This is a genomic window from Emticicia sp. BO119, from assembly GCF_013912375.1.
Lineage (GTDB): Bacteria > Bacteroidota > Bacteroidia > Cytophagales > Spirosomataceae > Emticicia.
This window is the reverse complement of the sequence record NZ_JACETV010000005.1, coordinates 131,759-149,129: the sequence shown is the minus strand read 5'-3', so window position 1 is coordinate 149,129 and position 17,371 is coordinate 131,759. Positions and strand designations below refer to the sequence as shown.

The 17,371-nt window shown below is 40.1% G+C and carries 16 protein-coding genes; 4 read left to right on the top strand and 12 right to left on the bottom strand.

Annotated features, from left to right (window positions below; genetic code table 11):
• Nucleotides 1–25 precede the first annotated feature (25 nt).
• The 4 genes from H1R81_RS17140 to H1R81_RS17125 form a co-directional block, all read right to left on the bottom strand.
• Nucleotides 26–256 carry a VF530 family DNA-binding protein gene (locus H1R81_RS17140; RefSeq protein WP_181841977.1) on the bottom strand — a complete coding sequence of 77 codons (231 nt, stop codon included), beginning with the start codon at nt 254–256 and terminating at the stop codon, nt 26–28.
• A complete protein-coding gene (locus tag H1R81_RS17135; RefSeq protein ID WP_181841976.1) occupies nt 253–1,497 on the bottom strand; it encodes a DEAD/DEAH box helicase in 1,245 nt (414 codons plus the stop codon). The genes H1R81_RS17140 and H1R81_RS17135 overlap by 4 nt, the downstream gene beginning before the upstream one ends.
• Nucleotides 1,494–1,844, bottom strand: coding sequence for an RNA-binding protein (locus H1R81_RS17130; RefSeq protein WP_181841975.1), 351 nt, complete (start codon nt 1,842–1,844; stop codon nt 1,494–1,496). Before H1R81_RS17130 ends, H1R81_RS17135 begins: the two co-directional genes overlap by 4 nt.
• Nucleotides 1,845–2,065: 221 nt before the next feature.
• Entirely contained in the window at nt 2,066–3,445 is a 1,380-nt protein-coding gene (locus H1R81_RS17125) for an HAD-IB family phosphatase (RefSeq protein ID WP_181841974.1), read from the bottom strand.
• A 369-nt stretch (nt 3,446–3,814) separates the two neighbouring features.
• Between H1R81_RS17125 and nhaD the strand changes: the two genes are divergently transcribed.
• Complete coding sequence (gene nhaD / locus H1R81_RS17120) at nt 3,815–5,089, top strand: sodium:proton antiporter NhaD (RefSeq protein WP_181841973.1); 1,275 nt, start codon at nt 3,815–3,817, stop codon at nt 5,087–5,089.
• A gap of 123 nt (nt 5,090–5,212) precedes the next feature.
• On the opposite strand, the gene H1R81_RS17115 is transcribed toward nhaD, so the two are convergent.
• Nucleotides 5,213–5,953, bottom strand: a complete 741-nt coding sequence (locus H1R81_RS17115; RefSeq protein WP_181841972.1) for a GLPGLI family protein — start codon at nt 5,951–5,953, stop codon at nt 5,213–5,215.
• Between the two features lie 227 nt (nt 5,954–6,180).
• Here H1R81_RS17115 and H1R81_RS17110 point away from each other — a divergent pair, with 227 nt between their 5' ends.
• Together H1R81_RS17110 and H1R81_RS17105 are read left to right on the top strand one after the other, a co-directional pair.
• Complete coding sequence (locus tag H1R81_RS17110; RefSeq protein ID WP_181841971.1) at nt 6,181–7,818, top strand: cell wall metabolism sensor histidine kinase WalK; 1,638 nt, start codon at nt 6,181–6,183, stop codon at nt 7,816–7,818.
• A 170-nt stretch (nt 7,819–7,988) separates the two neighbouring features.
• Complete coding sequence (locus H1R81_RS17105; RefSeq protein ID WP_181841970.1) at nt 7,989–8,675, top strand: response regulator transcription factor; 687 nt, start codon at nt 7,989–7,991, stop codon at nt 8,673–8,675.
• Nucleotides 8,676–8,686: 11 nt separating this feature from the next.
• On the opposite strand, the gene H1R81_RS17100 is transcribed toward H1R81_RS17105, so the two are convergent.
• From H1R81_RS17100 to H1R81_RS17080, 5 genes are all read right to left on the bottom strand, one after another.
• Nucleotides 8,687–9,382 carry a response regulator transcription factor gene (locus H1R81_RS17100; protein ID WP_181841969.1) on the bottom strand — a complete coding sequence of 232 codons (696 nt, stop codon included), beginning with the start codon at nt 9,380–9,382 and terminating at the stop codon, nt 8,687–8,689.
• Nucleotides 9,337–11,058 carry a sodium:solute symporter gene (locus H1R81_RS17095; protein WP_181841968.1) on the bottom strand — a complete coding sequence of 574 codons (1,722 nt, stop codon included), beginning with the start codon at nt 11,056–11,058 and terminating at the stop codon, nt 9,337–9,339. Before H1R81_RS17095 ends, H1R81_RS17100 begins: the two co-directional genes overlap by 46 nt.
• A complete protein-coding gene (locus H1R81_RS17090; protein WP_181841967.1) occupies nt 11,055–11,204 on the bottom strand; it encodes a hypothetical protein in 150 nt (49 codons plus the stop codon). The genes H1R81_RS17095 and H1R81_RS17090 overlap by 4 nt, the downstream gene beginning before the upstream one ends.
• 269 nt (nt 11,205–11,473) lie before the next feature.
• Nucleotides 11,474–13,651 (bottom strand): tetratricopeptide repeat protein, encoded by a 2,178-nt coding sequence (locus H1R81_RS17085; protein ID WP_181841966.1) that lies wholly within the window; start codon nt 13,649–13,651, stop codon nt 11,474–11,476.
• Nucleotides 13,652–13,891: 240 nt separating this feature from the next.
• A complete protein-coding gene (locus H1R81_RS17080; protein WP_181841965.1) occupies nt 13,892–14,551 on the bottom strand; it encodes a hypothetical protein in 660 nt (219 codons plus the stop codon).
• Between the two features lie 72 nt (nt 14,552–14,623).
• Here H1R81_RS17080 and H1R81_RS17075 point away from each other — a divergent pair, with 72 nt between their 5' ends.
• Complete coding sequence (locus tag H1R81_RS17075) at nt 14,624–15,619, top strand: helix-turn-helix transcriptional regulator (RefSeq protein WP_181841964.1); 996 nt, start codon at nt 14,624–14,626, stop codon at nt 15,617–15,619.
• A gap of 27 nt (nt 15,620–15,646) precedes the next feature.
• Here H1R81_RS17075 and H1R81_RS17070 read toward each other — a convergent pair whose 3' ends face one another.
• Nucleotides 15,647–16,411: a patatin-like phospholipase family protein gene (locus H1R81_RS17070; protein WP_181841963.1), complete on the bottom strand. Its 765-nt coding sequence runs from the start codon at nt 16,409–16,411 to the stop codon at nt 15,647–15,649.
• A 62-nt stretch (nt 16,412–16,473) separates the two neighbouring features.
• Nucleotides 16,474–17,307, bottom strand: a complete 834-nt coding sequence (locus tag H1R81_RS17065) for an MBL fold metallo-hydrolase (RefSeq protein WP_181841962.1) — start codon at nt 17,305–17,307, stop codon at nt 16,474–16,476.
• Nucleotides 17,308–17,371: the final 64 nt, after the last annotated feature.

Below are 17,371 nucleotides of genomic sequence, written 5' to 3'. Positions count from 1 at the left end.
TTATAGTTGCGTTATATATCTGGAGTCAATCTTTCAGGTCATGGAGCATCCTGATGTACAGATCCTCAACTTTTTTTCGGGCCCAGGGGGTTCTGCGCAGAAAAGTAAGGCTTGATTTAATGCTCGGATTATTCGCAAAACAATTGATACGGACATGGTACTCCATCTGTTCCCAGCCATGATAAGCCACCAGTTCATTGAGAATCATTTCGAGGGTTTTGCCATGCAGCGGGTTATTGGGTTGTTGCTGACTCATTTTTTGCCTTTGCTTTTCTTTCGTTTCATTTCTTCAAATTGTTCGGCTTCTTTCAGTAAAGCTTTTAAATCGGAGCTGGTTGTATCTTTAGAGAAGTCGATAGTGGCAGCATACTCCATTTTATCAAGCTCCATTACCTGAACAGGCTTGGTCAGGAATGCCTCTATCTCGGCTAAAACCGGTTTTTCTTCGGTGCTGCAAAACGAAATAGCATTGCCTTTTTGAGTACCCCTACCAGTGCGGCCAACGCGGTGTACGTAGTTTTCGGGCACATCGGGTAAATCGTAGTTGACAACGTAGTCTACATTGGCAATATCAATGCCCCTGGCACTTACATCTGTTGCAATTAATAGCTTGACTTCCGCTTTTCTGAACCGGTTCAATACCTGTAGCCGGTCTTGTTGTTCTTTGTCGCCGTGCAGGGTTTCGGCGGTTATACCTACACGATCCATAGCTGCTTTTACGCGCTCGGCGCGTACTTTGGTACGCACAAAAACCAGAATTTTGCTATCGGGGTGTTCGTTTACCAATCTTTCCAGAAAAAAGCGTTTGTCGTCCATTTCTACATATATCACGGCGTGCTGGATATTGCGGGCAACTTTATCGTTGGGTGAAATCTGGATTCTGATAGCATTATGTACCAGAGAATAGGCTAATTTCTTGATAGTTTCGTTGATAGTGGCCGAGAAAAACAATGTCTGGCGTTTGCGTGGAAGAAACCTGATTAAATCCTGAATATCTTTAATAAAGCCCAGATCAAGCATATGGTCGGCTTCGTCTAATATCAGAATTTCTACATGGTTAAGTTTCAGATGCCCCTGGCTGACTAAATCGAACATCCGGCCGGGAGTAGATACCAGCACATCAATGCCTTGTTCTAATTTCAGAATCTGAGGGTCTTGTTCTACTCCTCCGAAGAGTGAAAAGGTCTTTACTTTTGTGCCTTGTCCTAATTTCTGAAAAACCTCTGTTATCTGAATGGCGAGTTCGCGTGTTGGGACCATCACCACACAGCGAATGGCATCTGCCCTTGAACTCTTTTTAGTATCATTAATCAGGTGTAGCACCGGAATGGCAAAGGCGGCGGTTTTACCAGTGCCTGTCTGGGCAATAGCCAATACATCTTCGCCACGCAGAATAGGGGTGATAGATTTATACTGAATATCTGTTGGCCTTTTAAAGCCTAATCTTTCTAAATTCTGTTTGATTTCGGGTGCAATCCGGTAGTCGTCAAATTTCATTTCTTTTTGCGTTTATCATAGCCTTTTCCAATGCCTCTGAAATTTCCCGAAGGTTTTCCTAAATGATTAATTCTAAAATTTGTGCTGAGTTTAGGTTTGGGGTCTTCTTTCTTTTCTGAAATACCCACCTCTATCGTACGGCCCATCAGTTCGGTGCCGTTCAGGTCGAGTATGGCGTTACGCACGGCATCTTCGTCGGGCATATCTACAAAGCCAAAACCTTTGTTTTGCCGTGTTACCTTATCTTTTACTATTTTTACGGAGGTTACCTCACCGTATTTCTCGAATAAGGCTCTTAAATCTTTTTCTTTTAATTTGAAAGGAATGCTCCCCACAAAAATATCCATTGCCTTGTTTGGTCTGATTGAGTCACAAAAGTACGAATTTTATGTGAAATGTTGGGGTGCTTTTATGGCGCAAACGTCCCGTTGGTGGTTAGTAGAGGCGATTTTAGTAATTATATAAAGAAAAAAGGCTTTATTACAGTTCATGAAGTATCTCTAAAAAGAAAATTAAATTTCTCTTTTAAAAACCAACCGCGAGCCTGACGTTCGCGCCACCAATTATTTCACAACGCCACCTCGAGCAGTTTTTTAAACGATGGTTCTGAAATAATAATATCAGCGTGGTGATTTACGAGGTCGTCTTTTGAGCAGAAGGCTATACCTAAGCCTGCTTCTTTAATCATCCAGAGGTCGTTCATGCTGTCGCCAATGGCAATACAATTCTGTTTCTGTATATTGTATCTTTCTAAAATGGCCGTAAGTGCATTGGTTTTGCAAATAGCTAATCTATTGACACTCCTGGGATTATTGAACAGGTATGAAGGGATTTTTACCTCTCCTGTGGCTACACCTTTAGAGAACTCCAACTCGTTGCCGAGCGAGAAATCCATGCCCAGTTTATTTTTGATATGGTTGGTTACGAAGTCATAACTATCAGAGATAATGCCTATGATGTAGCCTCTCTCTTTTAATTCCTGAATAATCATTTTTGTTTCAGGTACTATCTCGATTGTATCCAGAAGCTGAATCAACTCTCCGTAACTTCTTCCTTTAAGCAGATTGGCTACTCTTTTGGTAATAATAACGGGGTCGTGCTCAAGCAAGCGTATCTCCATCAATTCTTTTTTGAAATGAAACCTTTCAGCACAAACGTCAATAAATCTGCCCAGCAGTAAGGTATTGTCCATATCAAAAACAATCATTTTCTTGAGTTTTTTGAACTGGCTTTCCAAGGAAACCTCCATTTGTGAACGTATCTCGGTAATCGTACCTAATTCTTCAAAATTAAAGTTGGAACTATTGTTTGATGCCGCCTTAGAAATAATGGTCTGGGCTACTTCTTTACTCATTTTTCCTAATGCCTGCCAGGGTTTGCTTTTGTTCTCAAGATAGCCGATAGCTACTTCTTTCATACGGGCATTCATCAGGTGCATATCTATCAGAATGCCGATGTCTACCCCGTAATCGTCACGGAAGTCAATCTGGTTTAATAAATCTTTACGTCCGGCTATCATACCACTCAGTGGCTGGCTGAAAGAAAGCAGATCAGGAAAAAATATACTTAATAAAGGTTTGGCTACCAATTCGGTTACCCGGCCCGCGTTGCGGTTAAATGATGATTTCGTGAAGTCTACTTCGCCTTGCAGAATAGGTTCTGTCAGTAATTTAATGGTGTGATGCGGATAAGGGTTTATGTCTCCGTCTAAGAAAACAAGAATGTCATTCTTTGCAATTTGTATCCCGTCGCGCATGGAGGCTCCTTTGCCCAATTTAGTGCTGGTTATTACATTGGCTCCATGCTTATGGGCATTTGAAACGGTTTTATCCTGCGACTTATCGTCAACCACAAGTACCTCTGTTACATGGGGCTGATTTCTGGCAAAATCAACAACGCTTGCAATGGTTTCTTCTTCATTCAAGGTAGGTATAATAACTGAAATCATAGCTTTTTGCGGGTTTTAGATTGAACAATTTTATACTACTGATTAAAAAAACAACGTCTGAAAAGTGTTGCTTAGTTCCGGTGTGGTTCTTACTATCTGCGCAGAACCTCTGTTTCCTGTATTGCTTAGAACTAAGTTACGGGCAGAGTTGTTTAACGATATGACATTGATAATAAAGGAATTGTACATTTTTTCAGGAGGTGAATTTTTATGGGTTAAATAAAAAAAATTAATTTTTCCTTAATAGCAACAGGATATTAAAGAAATCTTTGGCATTTTCTGTAAATTTGCCGTCAAATTAATGCCACCTCCTTTCAGGTTTCGGCTCTCTACATTCCTTAAATTGTTCTACATTTTCCAAAGACTTTTATGCTTGCTATATTATTGGTATTTTTTTTCGTATTAGGGTATCTTGCTATTGCTTTTGAACATCCACTGGGCGTTAATAAAGCTGCGTCAGCTCTGATGACAGGGGTATTATGCTGGTTAATTTATTTCTTTGAGGCACATACTCCTGATGAAGCCACCGAACAACTGATGCACCATTTGGGCGATATAGCCTCTATTCTGTTTTTTTTACTGGGGGCAATGACTATCGTTGAAATGATAGACTCACATAATGGTTTTGAGATTATCACGCAAAAAATAAAAACGACAGATAAAGGTACTTTATTAGTAATTGTTTCTGTTCTTACTTTTTTTATTTCTGCCTTATTAGATAACCTGACTACTTCTATTGTCATGACCTCTCTTTGTGCCAGAATCCTTAATGATAAAGAAGACAAGCTCTGGTTTGCCGGCATGATTGTAATTGCTGCGAATGCGGGGGGGGCGTGGTCGCCGCTGGGCGATGTAACCACCACCATGCTCTGGATCGGGGGGCAGCTTACGGCACTCAATATTATGGCAAAAACATTTCTGGCGAGTCTGGCTGTATGTGGTGTTCCGCTTCTGATACTCACCAAAAAATTTAAGGGGAAGAAAATCCAAAAACCATCGGATAAAAGAGATAAGCCTTCTAAAGAAAGCAATTTTATTCTGCTGATAGGGGTTGGTTTATTGGTTTTTGTGCCTGTTTTTAAAACCACTACACATATGCCGCCATTTATGGGTATGCTGTTAGCATTAAGTGTTATCTGGGTTATTACAACCTGGATTCATGCCGATAAGCAGTATCATGAGAAAAAGAAGCTGAGTGTGGCTACAGCTTTACAGAAAATAGATACGCCCAGTATTTTGTTTTTTCTGGGTATTTTGTTGGCCGTAGCGGCTTTAGAATCGTTTGGAATGCTGAAAACCTTTGCCGCTTTTTTAGATAATAATCTCAAAAACGATTATCTGATAGGTACAACGTTAGGCTTGTTGTCGGCTATAGTAGATAACGTACCCTTAGTAGCGGCAGCGCAGGGTATGTATGATTTCAATACTTTTCCTCAGGATCATCGTTTCTGGGAGTTTCTGGCACTTACTACGGGAACAGGCGGTAGCACGATCATTATCGGCTCGGCGGCCGGGGTAGCAGTAATGGGTATCGAAAACATAGATTTTATGTGGTATCTGAAGCGCATCAGCTGGCTGGCTCTTATGGGCTTTATAGCAGGTATATTTGTTTTTATCGGGCAACAATTGTTGTTGCACACCTGAGAATCAAACCTCACTTCTTCTGGAGCAGGACTATAAAAAGGCTGTCTCAAAAGTAATTTACTTGGTTTACTTTAGAGACAGCCCCTTAGAGCAGATTTAGCCCATGAGAAAAAACTTTTCTTGTTAGTTTGTCCGAATCATAATTCTTGGTCCTGAACCACCTTGTATTCCCATTTCTTTCATGTAGTCGTCGCGAATTTTCTTAAATTCTTTGGCAGATACTTTTTTTCCGCCAGAAGGCACCTTTATTTCATTGGTGAGTTTCTTCAATTCTATTTTAGAGGCTGTAATCATGGTTGTGCCATCGTTCAGGTCTGCCTGAAGAATTAAACCTGGTAAGCCGTAGAAATTCTGGGGTCCGGCTGGGCTGATCAAGGCTTCGGTGTACCAAGCAACTACTTCCTGTTTGGCATCTTCATTATAAAAAGTAGCCTTTTTGCAATCATAACCTGCTATTTTTCTGGTTTCGTCAACAAATTTCCAAGGGTTGGTTGTCAGCGAATCTTCAATACGGAATTTCTTGCCGGCAAAGTCGGTGAGAGTAACAAACTTTGATGTCTCAAAATTACGATATAAATCTAATTGCGGACGTGTGAAACGCATCTGAACATTGGCTCCACCGGCAGTAGTATTCACATCTTCGGGGTCTTCTTCAATATTGGTATAAAATGATTCGGTAGGGGTAAAATACAAGCGGTTTTTACTCGTTCTGAACTCAGGAATCATGCTTTTCATGTTTTCCTGGTCTTTGCCCAGGCCTTTGTGCATATTTACTTTGAACTCATATTCTATTATGCCTTCCTGAACTTGTGCTATTGCTAACTGGCTGATAACTAAAGCGATAAATAAAAATAACTTTTTCATCGGATGCTGGTTTGAAATGTTTCCAGCAAAAGTAGAGTTCTGCCCGTAGCGAGGAGGTTAATCATTATGGAAATAATGTTAATTAAGGTTAAAAAATAGCAGGGAAACCAAAAATGTCGTTTAATTTTGAGTGAGCGGCCATTATTGGATACCAACTTGCGGGTGTACGACGGAATAGTAAGACGGCACCCAAGCCCTTGACTTAAAGATTTATCAGGTTAAAAACTTTGACAACAGGATTAAAAAACCGGACCCATTATGTATTGATAGGCATGAGTCTATTGGTACTGACGCTATTTAATGTTTTCTGGCTCAGGCAAAATTTTATAGAGCAGAAAAAAAATCTTCAGAAAGATATTACCAATAATTTTGAGAAAACTGTTTCATCCATGCAGGATTCTATCATTAAACGCAAAGTGGATTCTTCGTTTAAGGCTGGTAAGAAAACAGGAACGGTTAAAGCGAAAAAGCCTGTAAAAAAAATAGATACTTCTGTAAGCGTATCGACAATGAGAGGGTTGTTTATTACAAGGCGATTCCCGCCTGTTCCGATGCCACATGATTCGCTCAAAGGAAAAGTCACGACTATTTATGCCAGCAATAAATTCAGCTTTGTTGATACAACGGGTAAAGATATGCTGGCAAAAATGATTCAATCGATAAGAATAGACTCTAATCGCAGTAATATCAGGATACAGCTAAAAGCTGATACCACAATACATGATGATGGCTTGCCTAAACGCCCAAGACAAATTATGTTAGTGTCAGATATGAATTTCGATCCGGCGGTTAAAGGAGAGAAAAAAGAATTCGATCATCTGTATTTCAAAAGCTCAAAAAAAGAAAAGGAAGAACCTCAGAATATTGTCATAAACCTGGTTGCTGACACACTGAACCCCCGGGAAATTAAACAGAAGTATCAGGCAAAATTGTTGAAACAGCAAATTACGGTTCCGTTTGAGGTGGCCGTAACAAAGACCTCGAGGGTAGATACATCGGCCAGGCTACGGGCACAAGTGCCGTTTGATGGCATTATGTATCAGGCCAGTTTTGCCGATGCCGACTGGTTTCTTGTCAGAAAAATTGTTCCGCAGATACTCTTCTCTATTTTTCTGATAGCCATTACCAGCCTGTCATTCTTGTTGATTTACAGAAATCTTCTGCAACAAAGGCGCCTGACTGCCCTTAAAAATGATTTTGTAAGTAATATTACTCACGAGCTTAAAACGCCTATCTCTACTGTAAGTGTGGCTATTGAAGCCCTGAGTAATTTTAATGTTTTACAGAATCCGGTTCAGACGAAGGAGTATCTTGAGATATCGAAAAATGAATTGAACCGCCTTTCTATACTGGTAGATAAGGTACTGAAAATGAGTGTTTTTGAACAGAAAGAATTGGTGCTGAATACCGATAATGTGAATTTCAGAAGTTTGGTAGAAAGTGTACTGGCTACTATGAAGCTACAATTTGAAAAATGCCAGGCTCATGTAAACTTTGATTTACTGGGTAAAACCTTTACTATTATCGGCGACTCTATTCACCTCACAAATGTTGTGTATAACCTTTTAGAAAATGCTTTGAAATATAGCAAAGACCCACAGATAAATGTGGTATTGCAGGAAAACGAGGAGAGCCTGCAACTAAGTATTGAAGACAACGGCATGGGGATTTCGGAAGAGTTTCTGCCTAAGATATTTGATAAGTTTTTCAGAGTACCTACCGGAAATGTACATAACATTAAAGGCTATGGTTTAGGCCTGAGTTATGTGAAAAATGTAATTGAACGCCACAATGGCACTATAGAAGTAAATAGTAAAATAGGTGAGGGGAGTACGTTTATAATGAAGTTGCCATTGTTGAGTTAATTGAAATTTACGAAACTGGCAGAGACTTAAGGCGTTAGGTCTCGAGGGACTGTCCTGACCGATACATTTTAATTGAGAGAAAATTCTGTTCATCGTATATGGATTTCTCCTATTTACAGACCACTGGATACGTAATCTATTACGTCTCGACGAATGGAAATTTGAATAAAATGACAAAAATATTATATGTAGAAGATGAGCCTTTTTTGGGCAAAATAGTCAAGGAAAGCCTCGAAAGTCGGAATTTTGAGGTAAATATGGTAACTGACGGTAATCTGGTATTGAAAGCATTTGAACAATTTAAGCCGGACATTTGTGTGTTTGATGTAATGCTGCCCAACAAAGACGGCTATACTTTAGGGAATGAAATCAGACAGATAAAGCCTGCTTTGCCCATTATTTTTCTGACTGCCAAAACTCAGACTGATGACGTGCTGAAAGGTTTTCAGTCTGGCGGAAACGACTATATCCGTAAGCCGTTCAGTATGGAAGAACTGATAGTCAGAATCAATAATTTATTGTTATTGTCTAACAGCAAGGGTATAACCCCCACAGGAAGCATTGCTTTGGGAAAGTATGAGTTTTTGCCTCAGAAGTATGAGTTGAGACTGAATGAGCATTGCCGGAAACTCTCGCACAGAGAAACTGAACTATTGAAGATTTTTACAGAGAACAGAAACTATACAGTAAATCGCAAAGAAATACTAATGAAAATATGGGGAGATGATTCGTTCTTTAATTCGCGGAATCTGGATGTGTACATCACCAAGCTGCGTGATTATCTGAAGGAAGATGAAACCCTTGAGTTGATGACAATTAAAGGGGTGGGGTATCATTTTACTACACCAATGGCTTAGTTACTAACTGATTAATCGTCTTTCAGTACATAACCCATACCTGTTTTGGTATGAATCAGCTTGGGTTCAAAGTCTTTGTCTATCTTCTTACGCAGAAAATTAATATAAACCTCAATTACATTCAGGCTGTTTTCGGCATTGTTGCCCTCCCATATTTTCTCGGCTATTTCAGCTTTTGAAACTACTTTTCCCTTGTTTCTGATGAGGTATTCCAACAGAGAAAATTCTTTGGGAGTCAATTCAATTTTAGTACCCTGGCGGGAAGCCGTTTTGCTTTCAAGATTTATTTCCAGATCGGCAATTCGCAGCAGACTTGAGGCATTCGGCTCATTTTCGGCATAAGCTCTTTTCAGAAACACATTCACACGTGCCAGTAGCTCACGGTACTCAAAGGGTTTGACGATATAGTCGTCAGCACCTTTTTCAAAGCCTAATATTTTGTCGTCGGTTTCGCCGAGGGCAGTCAGCATGATAACAGGTATCTGGCTGTCTTTCTCACGGATTCTGGCGCAAACTTCATAGCCATTCATGACAGGGAGGTTGACATCTAAAATTACGAGGTCGAACTTGCCCCCCAGCGCCAGTCGGAGCCCTATCTGTCCGTCAAAAGCAACAGAGGTATCGAAATCTTTCTCAGCCAGACCTTTGCTGATGTTTTCAGCTAAACGTTGGTCGTCTTCGACGATGAGTATCCGCTTTTTTTCCATAAGTTTTGAATCATCAACGCTATACCAATGACCAATGCACAGCCAATGGGGTTAAACCAAAGGTAGGCAATCCATTCTGTTTTTAATATTAACTGCGGAATCCCGATTCCTAAGATAATACCCTGGCTGATAATTGCTGCCCAGAAAGTAGCAGTGCCGCCAATATTTTTGAAATAGAATGCTACCAGAAAAACGCCTAAAATGATGCCATAGAACAAAGAGCCTAATACATTGACAACCTCAATCATATTGCCCAGTTCGCTTGCATATTGTGCAACAAATATACAAAAAATACCCCAGATAACTGTCGAAACTTTTGAGGCATTCAACTCTGACTTTTCGGTTGGTGTTTTTCTGGCGTACTTCCTGTACACATCTACAACGGTTGTAGCAGCCAAAGAATTGTAAGCTGAAGCAATTGACCCCATAGAGGCAGCAAAAATGACGGCTATCAAGAGGCCGATTAATCCATGAGGAAGATAATCCAGGACAAAACGCAGAAAGACAAAATCTCTGTCGTTGGTGGTAGCTCCCGGGTTATTTTTCTTGATTAAATCTACAACCTGCGATTTTACATTTTTGCTGAGAGAGTCGGACTCTTTCAGAGAAGATTTATAGGCTTGCAATTGCCCATTCTCTGCATCGCCTATATTGCTTAATAATTGTTGCTTTTTTTGGGAGATGGCTTCATGCTCTCTCTCTAATACCTGTAACTGCGGGGCATACTGGCTACTACGCAGTTTATCGACCTCTACTTTATTAAAGAAAACCGGAGAGGTATTGTATTGATAAAACACAAATACCAAAACCCCTACCAACAGGATAGAAAACTGCATGGGTACTTTAAGCAGACCATTCATGACCAAACCTAACCGGCTTTGATTGGTAGATTCTCCGGTGAGATAACGCCCGACCTGCGACTGGTCAGTACCAAAATAGGAGAGCTGTAAAAAGAAACCACCAATAAGCCCCGACCATATATTATAACGGTCTTTAGGATTAAATTCAAAATTTACCAGATTCATATGACCGGCTTTACCTGCAATCTTCAGGGCTTTTACCAGACCAATGTTTTCGGGGAGCATCTGTAGTACAATTACCCCTGCCAGGAACATGGCCACTGTAATTACTACCATTTGTTGCACATGGGTATAAGAGATAGCCTTTGTGCCGCCTATTACTGTATAAGTCAGTACAAGGCCCCCCATAATGATGTTTGTCCAGAAAATGTCCCAGCCGAAAATGGTTGAGAGTATGATAGAGGGCGCATAAATAGAAATACCTGTTGAGAGGCTGCGCTGTAATAAAAACAGGAAAGCTGTAAAGATACGCACTTTGCCATCGAAACGGTGTTCGAGGTATTCGTAAGCGGTATATACTTTGAGTCGATGAAATATCGGGATAAAGGTAATACAGAGCACTATCATGGCTAATGGTAGCCCGAAGTAGAACTGCACAAAGCGCATTCCATCATCAAAGCCCTGCCCGGTAGTTGATAAAAAGGTTATGGCACTGGCCTGTGTGGCCATTACCGACAGCCCCACGTGATACCAGGGCAACGATTGGTTGCCTAAGAGATAGCCGTCAATGTCTTTATCCCGATGGCTTTTATAGACACCATATACAATGATGATCAGGAGTGTAACTGTAAGAAGAGTCCAGTCGAGGTTGCTCATGCAAAATAGAGGGTAAAAAGGTAGAAAAGGATAATTGTAACAAGCAGAGCTCCGGCAACCAGTATATAAACGTTTCGCCAGGTGCCAAGAATAGGAGATTGCTCACTATCCTCTTCAATAGGAGTAGTTTTTTTAGGCTTTGTCATAATTATAGGTTATAGATGTTGTTTATTTAGTGAATGAGTAAATAATTAATGGTTGAATATTAAGAATTTACTACTTAAATACTTGCCATCTGGTTTACACAAGGAATTCTCTGAGATTATTATCTGGCAGTTCCGAGGGATATATTTCTGCCAATATTCACTATTTCAATAGATATTTTTTAATGTCAATCGACGAATCTTCAATATTAGTAGACTCTTTGAGAGACCAGGTATGTCGAGCATTCAGCAACAAATTATTTTATAAACCTTTATTTCTTATCCAAAACAGCCATTAATTCTTTGGCTTTGGGCATAAGGTTACTTGAGGGGTAGCCCTGGATAAATTCATTGAGTGCCTGTTGGTAAACGTCTCTTTGTCCGGTTTTAGCTAATAATATTATACGCAACATAGCAAATTTATCTTCGATACTGGTGCCAGTATAGGTTATCAGCCCGTCTTCTGCCATTTTTAAAGCCGACTGATAACTATCGTTACTATACAAATTAAATGCCTGTGTATAAACTACGTGTGCTTTTGATTCGGTGTCGCTCGTGATGCTTGCATTCCCTCTTAATAGTTGCCTTGCGTAGGTCGATGCCGGATGCTTACTGAGTAATGTGGCACGGTAAGGATTTGTTTCCTGATTTTCAGACATGAGTGCCAACAAATACAAAGCTTCTGCTTCATGGACTGTTTGAGGAAACTTTGCGAGGAGAGTCCTGAATGTAGCAATGGCGTTCTGAGGTTCGTTAAACTGGAATTTGTATATTTTACCTAACTGGTAATACGCTTCCTCCTGCTTACGTTGCGAGGCTACCAGTTTTTCAGGGGTTGTCGGAATCCGGGTATAGAGTTCTTTTTTCTTAGCTTCCATTTCTTTGGCGGCGGCGTCAGCTTTTTGCTGTTCGGCCTCCTGACGGGTAGGTGCATTGGCCTGGGCAGGTTCGCTGCCTACTACGCCACGCTCAACTTTAAAGCTAATTGAGCCCGCCTCCTTGTCTTTTCTGCGCCAGTTATCATCTAAAGGTCTTGTGCCCCATATCTGCTGGAAATCGCTTTTGTTTTTGGCTATCACAACGGGATCGTAGAGTGCCCATCTTTTAAAGGTTTCATCTTTGTCTGAAAGCCTGTCGACGGCTACATTGTTGTTTTTCTTTGCCGCCAGTTCGGCTGCCTCTTTTGCTTTTTGTGCTTCTTCCTCTTTTTGTTGGATTACTGTCTCCAAAGTTTTCTCCAAAGCTGCCGGATTCATAGCCGCGAGGTGCTGCAAACTATCTTCCAAGGTCAGTACACGCTGGTAAGTAACGAAGTCGCTCAAAGATGAGGCTCTTCTTGAAATACGCTCATAATCCGGCGAGTTTTTAGGCAGTGCTGTAATGGTGCTGTCATAATAGAGACTTGCCAGGTCATATTTCAATAATTTATTGTAATGTATCTCGGCCAGTTCAAGGTAGGTATAGGCATTCTGTGCACTATTACCGGTTGAATTTCTTAAAGAGGCATTGTAATACTCAATGGCTTTGGGGTAATTCTCTTTTCTGGCTTCTAAATTCCCCATTGTATAGAAAATCTTGTCTTTCAGATCGGTATTTTTGCGGTCGGTCAGCATCTTCTTAAAATTCTCCTGAACGCCTGCGGTGCTGCCTCTTCGCACCACGGCTTCATCGAGCAGGGCATTCAGGTGTGCATAAAACTCCATGTCGTAATTAGGGCGATTCTTAGGAACAGCCAGATAATGGGGCAATGCCTTTGCCGATTGATTGATGATGTCGTACATCTGTCCTACTGCATAATGTACGCGGGCTGTCTGTTCATTTTTCGACATCAGTTTGAGCGCTTCTTCTGCAATAGCGGCCGAAGTAGCAAATTCTCCTGTTCGTTGGTGCAGATAGGCTTTAGTCAGGTAGAAATCACGTGTATTGGTTTTGTTCAGATCGAGCGTTCTGATAACTTCTGATACTTTCAGCGCCATCTCATAATCTCTTTGTTCGGTATAGGCGCGCATCAGCCAGATTAAAGCCGTATGACGGCCTGTTTCATCTTTAGTAGTTGTATTTACATATTTGAATACCTCAATGGCATTGATAAAATCGCCTTTCATCATGCGGGCTTTGCCCAAGAGAATATAGGCTTCTGCTAAGTATTTTGAATTGGAGTGTCTTTCGGCAATAAGAGAGGTTTTTTCTATTACTTCTTTCAGATTTGTAGCTACTTCCTGTGCTTTGGTGGAGTCCATCGGCAATAAAATGGGCATCAATGCACTGTAGTTTTCTTCGCGGGTAGTAAACAACTGCTTGTCTGCCTCTTTCATGTTTTCGCGGGCAATAATCAAGGAGTTAAAATAGGCATTCGTATTGTGCCAGGCCTTACTGGTAGGCGAGTTGGTGAATTGCGAACACCCGGCCGTAACGATTAAAAACCCTATAATGATGGATAGTCTCTGCACTTCTGAATATATTTTTGGGTAATACGTCTGAATCAACCGAAGTCAATATCCCTTTTTTAAACGATAGTCCGCTTAAAAAATTATCCAATTTAATGCCAAAAATAGTAAATGATTTGATGTGATGGTGTTTATTTGATGATTTCGTGAGGAAATTATCAGATACTGTACACACAATGTTTTAGAATAGTGTGTACAGTGTCTCATATAATTAAACCAGAGGCAGGCAGCCGGCAAACAATATTATTCGTTATTATTAGTGTTTGCTTCTTGCTGCATAATTGCTTTGTACAAAGAGGCAAACGAGGCTTTTATCCAGATAATGGCGGGGAATATCCCCACAATCAGCGCTAAGATTCCTAAGAAAAAAATGAAAACAGAGGTAACAGCCAGCAGGAATATTTCCCAGGAGTAACCGTTGGTTTTTCTCCAGCTTGTTTCAATAGCGGCAATGGGATCCAAGTTTTTGTCCATAACCAGATAAGAAACCAGAGCAAGCCTGCAAGCAATAATAATTCCCGGAATAATCAGGGCGACTATGCCGATTCCGATTAAAGAAACCACCAGTAAATTGGCTAATATGATATTGAGGTAGTTATTGAATCCTGTGAAAATATCTTTTAGTTCAATTTTTCTGTCATAAACTGCCTGAACAAAGAGGTAATTAGCACCATACTTGATGACAGGTACAAAAAGAAAAAAATAAGCCAGCCCTAATACTTCTAATACTAAACGCTCGGTGGTTGGCGTGTCTGCCTCTGTTTTCAGAATCTTTAGGGGTGGATCAAAAATTGATGCCACTATCACAACCAGCAATAAAGGCAGAAAATATTGTTTCATTTTAGCCCAACCATACGACAGGCATGTGCCTGCACCGGGCAGAATCAAAGGATTGTTTTCCATAATTGTTTTGTTTAAATCAATGCTCAAATGTAGCCAGGGAATGAAATCTATAACAGCTACCTAAGTAGGAATTTGAAAAAACACTACTTTAGTATTGATAAGCTAAGAAGGATAGTGAATACTTTTATCCGAAATATCAGTGATTGGATTATGGACTTAAGAATGATTTTTGTGTGGGCGAGTTTTATCTTCTGTTTAGGTTTAACTACAGGGGGGATTCTTGTATTGTTCAGAGATACCAAATCAGGGAAAATTCCCTCATTCCGGTATTTGCAGTATTATCTGGTGCTTATTTACACTTTTGGGTTCTATGCCCTGTGGAGCAAAGTATTCTTTCTGATTTTCTTTAGCCAGAATACTACTCCAGAAGAAAACAGAATAGTAACTAACTTTCTGACAGTGCTTGGTACGCCATTCCTAATAACAGGGAAATTAATGCTTGTATGGTGGAGTATGAGCCTTTTAAAGAAAAAACCGGAGATTCTGCTCCAGGCATCGGCTTTAATAATTGTTTTTCTGATAGTAATGCTTTATATAAGCTATATCCGTTTTGCTGTTTTAGCAAATATTCCTCAAATCTATGGGGTTTTTGGCATTAGTATCAGTTTATTAATGGTGAGTATCCTGATATTTTCAGAAATAACTTATTTAACTAAAAAACAGAAGCAGACTTTTATTTTTTTAGTATTCTTTTCCGGCCTTGTCTATATCCTTTTGTTTCTTGCGAGTCACAATCCACCTGTTGTAGAGCTGATTTTTATCTTTTTATTCTTTCTAACCCATACGGCTCTTGCCGTTTATTTTACTTATGCCATAAAACTGACAGTTGAGGCAGAAAAAACACCTTCAGTTTTTTCATTCAATGCATTTATAGAAAAGTATAGTATCACTGCTCGTGAAGCCGAAATCGTGCAATATATTTATCAGGGAAAAACAAACCAGGAGATTGCAGACAAATTATTTGTTACGGTACAGACCATTAAAGACCACACACATAGAATTTATCAGAAAACAGAAGTGAAATCAAGAGCACAGCTTACTTTGTTGCTGAGGGATTTTCATATCTGATAATCCTAAACATATTTAGTTACTAAATCACTCATTCACTAATTGATTCAATTTTCCCTCACATTCCCTCAAAGCGCTTTCATAGCCTAATTGAAACATTTCTTTTGCCTTAGACATATTCAGTCCATTGTAGCGGTAAATCTCATGGGGTTCAATTCCAATATCACAGCGTTTCAGTTTATCTCCCGAATTATTTCGGATGGCTATAAAAAGACTCTTCATTAATACATCTTTTACCGAATTAATGGCCGCATTGTTATTGACTGGCATTACGTTTACACCAATGATAAAGTCACAGTGTTGTTCCAAGGGGCCAATAGGCAGGTTATCAGTTACTCCGCCATCAATTAAAGTTTTATTCTGAAAACGGATAGGTTCAAATATCCCCGGCAGGCAGCATGAGGCTAAAATTGGCATGGCCAGTTCACCTTTATTAAAATATACTGCTTCTCCAGCTTCAAGGTCAGTAGCGCAGATTGTGAGCGGGAGTTTGAGTTGCTCAAATGAATTGTGAGGTATGTATTTTAGAAATAATTCTACGGCCTTTTCGAGCTTGAACAAGCCGAACCGATTAAATGCAAATTTTAAGTGACTGAAGATACCTGCTGAAGCAATGGCTTCAAAAACATAATCAGGAGAATAGCCGGCGGCAATCATGGCACCTACAATAGAGCCGGCACTTGTGCCGGTAATCATACTTGGTTTCAGACCCATTTCATCAAGTGCTTTAATAACTCCCAAATGGGCAAACCCTCTGCTACCCCCTCCTGAAAGTGCTAATCCTATTTTCATGCAGTTATGATTTTTTTATTAAAGATAAAATATGCTTACACTTTTTCTGCTCAGTAAAATACCTACAAATTAAACATATCGGCTACTCTATACCCTTTTTCTGTCAGATGGATATGTGCGGCATCATGCACTGGGTCATGGTCGAAAATAATTGTCCAGTTATTGTCAGCCACCTGTTTAAGCAGGTATTCTTTTTCGCTCATGGTCTGCAAGGGGCGTATGTCATACCCCATCACATAAGGAATCGGTACATGGGCATGAGACGGAATAGTGTCGGCAATAAATAAATACGTTTTTTCTCCTTGTTTTATTTTAGGCATAATCATGTTTTCGGTATGCCCATTAGCATACAATAACTCAATTGAGTCGCCAAAAGTTTTTTCTGCTTTATCTGTAAAATGCAAAGCTCCTGTTTCCTGCATAGGCAAGATATTCTCTTTCAGAAAAGTGGCTTTCTCTCGCGGGTTAGGGTTTATGGCAGATTCCCAATGTGCCGAGTGTGTCCAGTATCTGGCATTAGGGAAGGTCAGTTCCAGTCGGTCTTTTGTTGTATTCCATTTCACACTTCCGCCGCAATGATCGAAATGCAGATGGGTACAAAGCACATCGGTGATTTCGTTTGGTGAATATCCTGCTTTTTTAATGGATTCAATCAGGTCTCCGTCTCCATGCCTGTAATAAAAACCCATCCATCTGGCATCTTGTTTATCGCCCATACCACTATCAATCAATATCAGTTGTTGGCCTGTATTCACTAAAAGGCAGCGCATTTTCCAGCTACACAAATTATTTTCATCGGCAGGTATTTGCTTATGCCAGATGGTCTTGGGTACTACACCAAACATGGCTCCACCATCTAATTTGAAATGTCCTGCATCAATTACATGAATTTGCATATTCTTTATTAAATTTGAGATGAAAACTTCGTTTTAAGAATGTCAGGAATCTGTTAAATGCCCG

Excerpts from the sequence above, each read along its gene's own strand:
- H1R81_RS17095 (WP_181841968.1), bottom strand. The coding sequence starts at position 11,058 with ATGAGCAACCTCGACTGGACTCTTCTTACAGTTACACTCCTGATCATC.
- H1R81_RS17080 (WP_181841965.1), bottom strand. The coding sequence starts at position 14,551 with ATGGAAAACAATCCTTTGATTCTGCCCGGTGCAGGCACATGCCTGTCG.
- H1R81_RS17090 (WP_181841967.1), bottom strand. The coding sequence starts at position 11,204 with ATGACAAAGCCTAAAAAAACTACTCCTATTGAAGAGGATAGTGAGCAA.
- H1R81_RS17130 (WP_181841975.1), bottom strand. The coding sequence starts at position 1,844 with ATGGATATTTTTGTGGGGAGCATTCCTTTCAAATTAAAAGAAAAAGAT.
- nhaD (WP_181841973.1), top strand. The coding sequence starts at position 3,815 with ATGCTTGCTATATTATTGGTATTTTTTTTCGTATTAGGGTATCTTGCT.
- H1R81_RS17125 (WP_181841974.1), bottom strand. The coding sequence starts at position 3,445 with ATGATTTCAGTTATTATACCTACCTTGAATGAAGAAGAAACCATTGCA.
- H1R81_RS17065 (WP_181841962.1), bottom strand. The coding sequence starts at position 17,307 with ATGCAAATTCATGTAATTGATGCAGGACATTTCAAATTAGATGGTGGA.
- H1R81_RS17135 (WP_181841976.1), bottom strand. The coding sequence starts at position 1,497 with ATGAAATTTGACGACTACCGGATTGCACCCGAAATCAAACAGAATTTA.
- H1R81_RS17115 (WP_181841972.1), bottom strand. The coding sequence starts at position 5,953 with ATGAAAAAGTTATTTTTATTTATCGCTTTAGTTATCAGCCAGTTAGCA.
- H1R81_RS17105 (WP_181841970.1), top strand. The coding sequence starts at position 7,989 with ATGACAAAAATATTATATGTAGAAGATGAGCCTTTTTTGGGCAAAATA.
- H1R81_RS17070 (WP_181841963.1), bottom strand. The coding sequence starts at position 16,411 with ATGAAAATAGGATTAGCACTTTCAGGAGGGGGTAGCAGAGGGTTTGCC.
- H1R81_RS17100 (WP_181841969.1), bottom strand. The coding sequence starts at position 9,382 with ATGGAAAAAAAGCGGATACTCATCGTCGAAGACGACCAACGTTTAGCT.
- H1R81_RS17140 (WP_181841977.1), bottom strand. The coding sequence starts at position 256 with ATGAGTCAGCAACAACCCAATAACCCGCTGCATGGCAAAACCCTCGAA.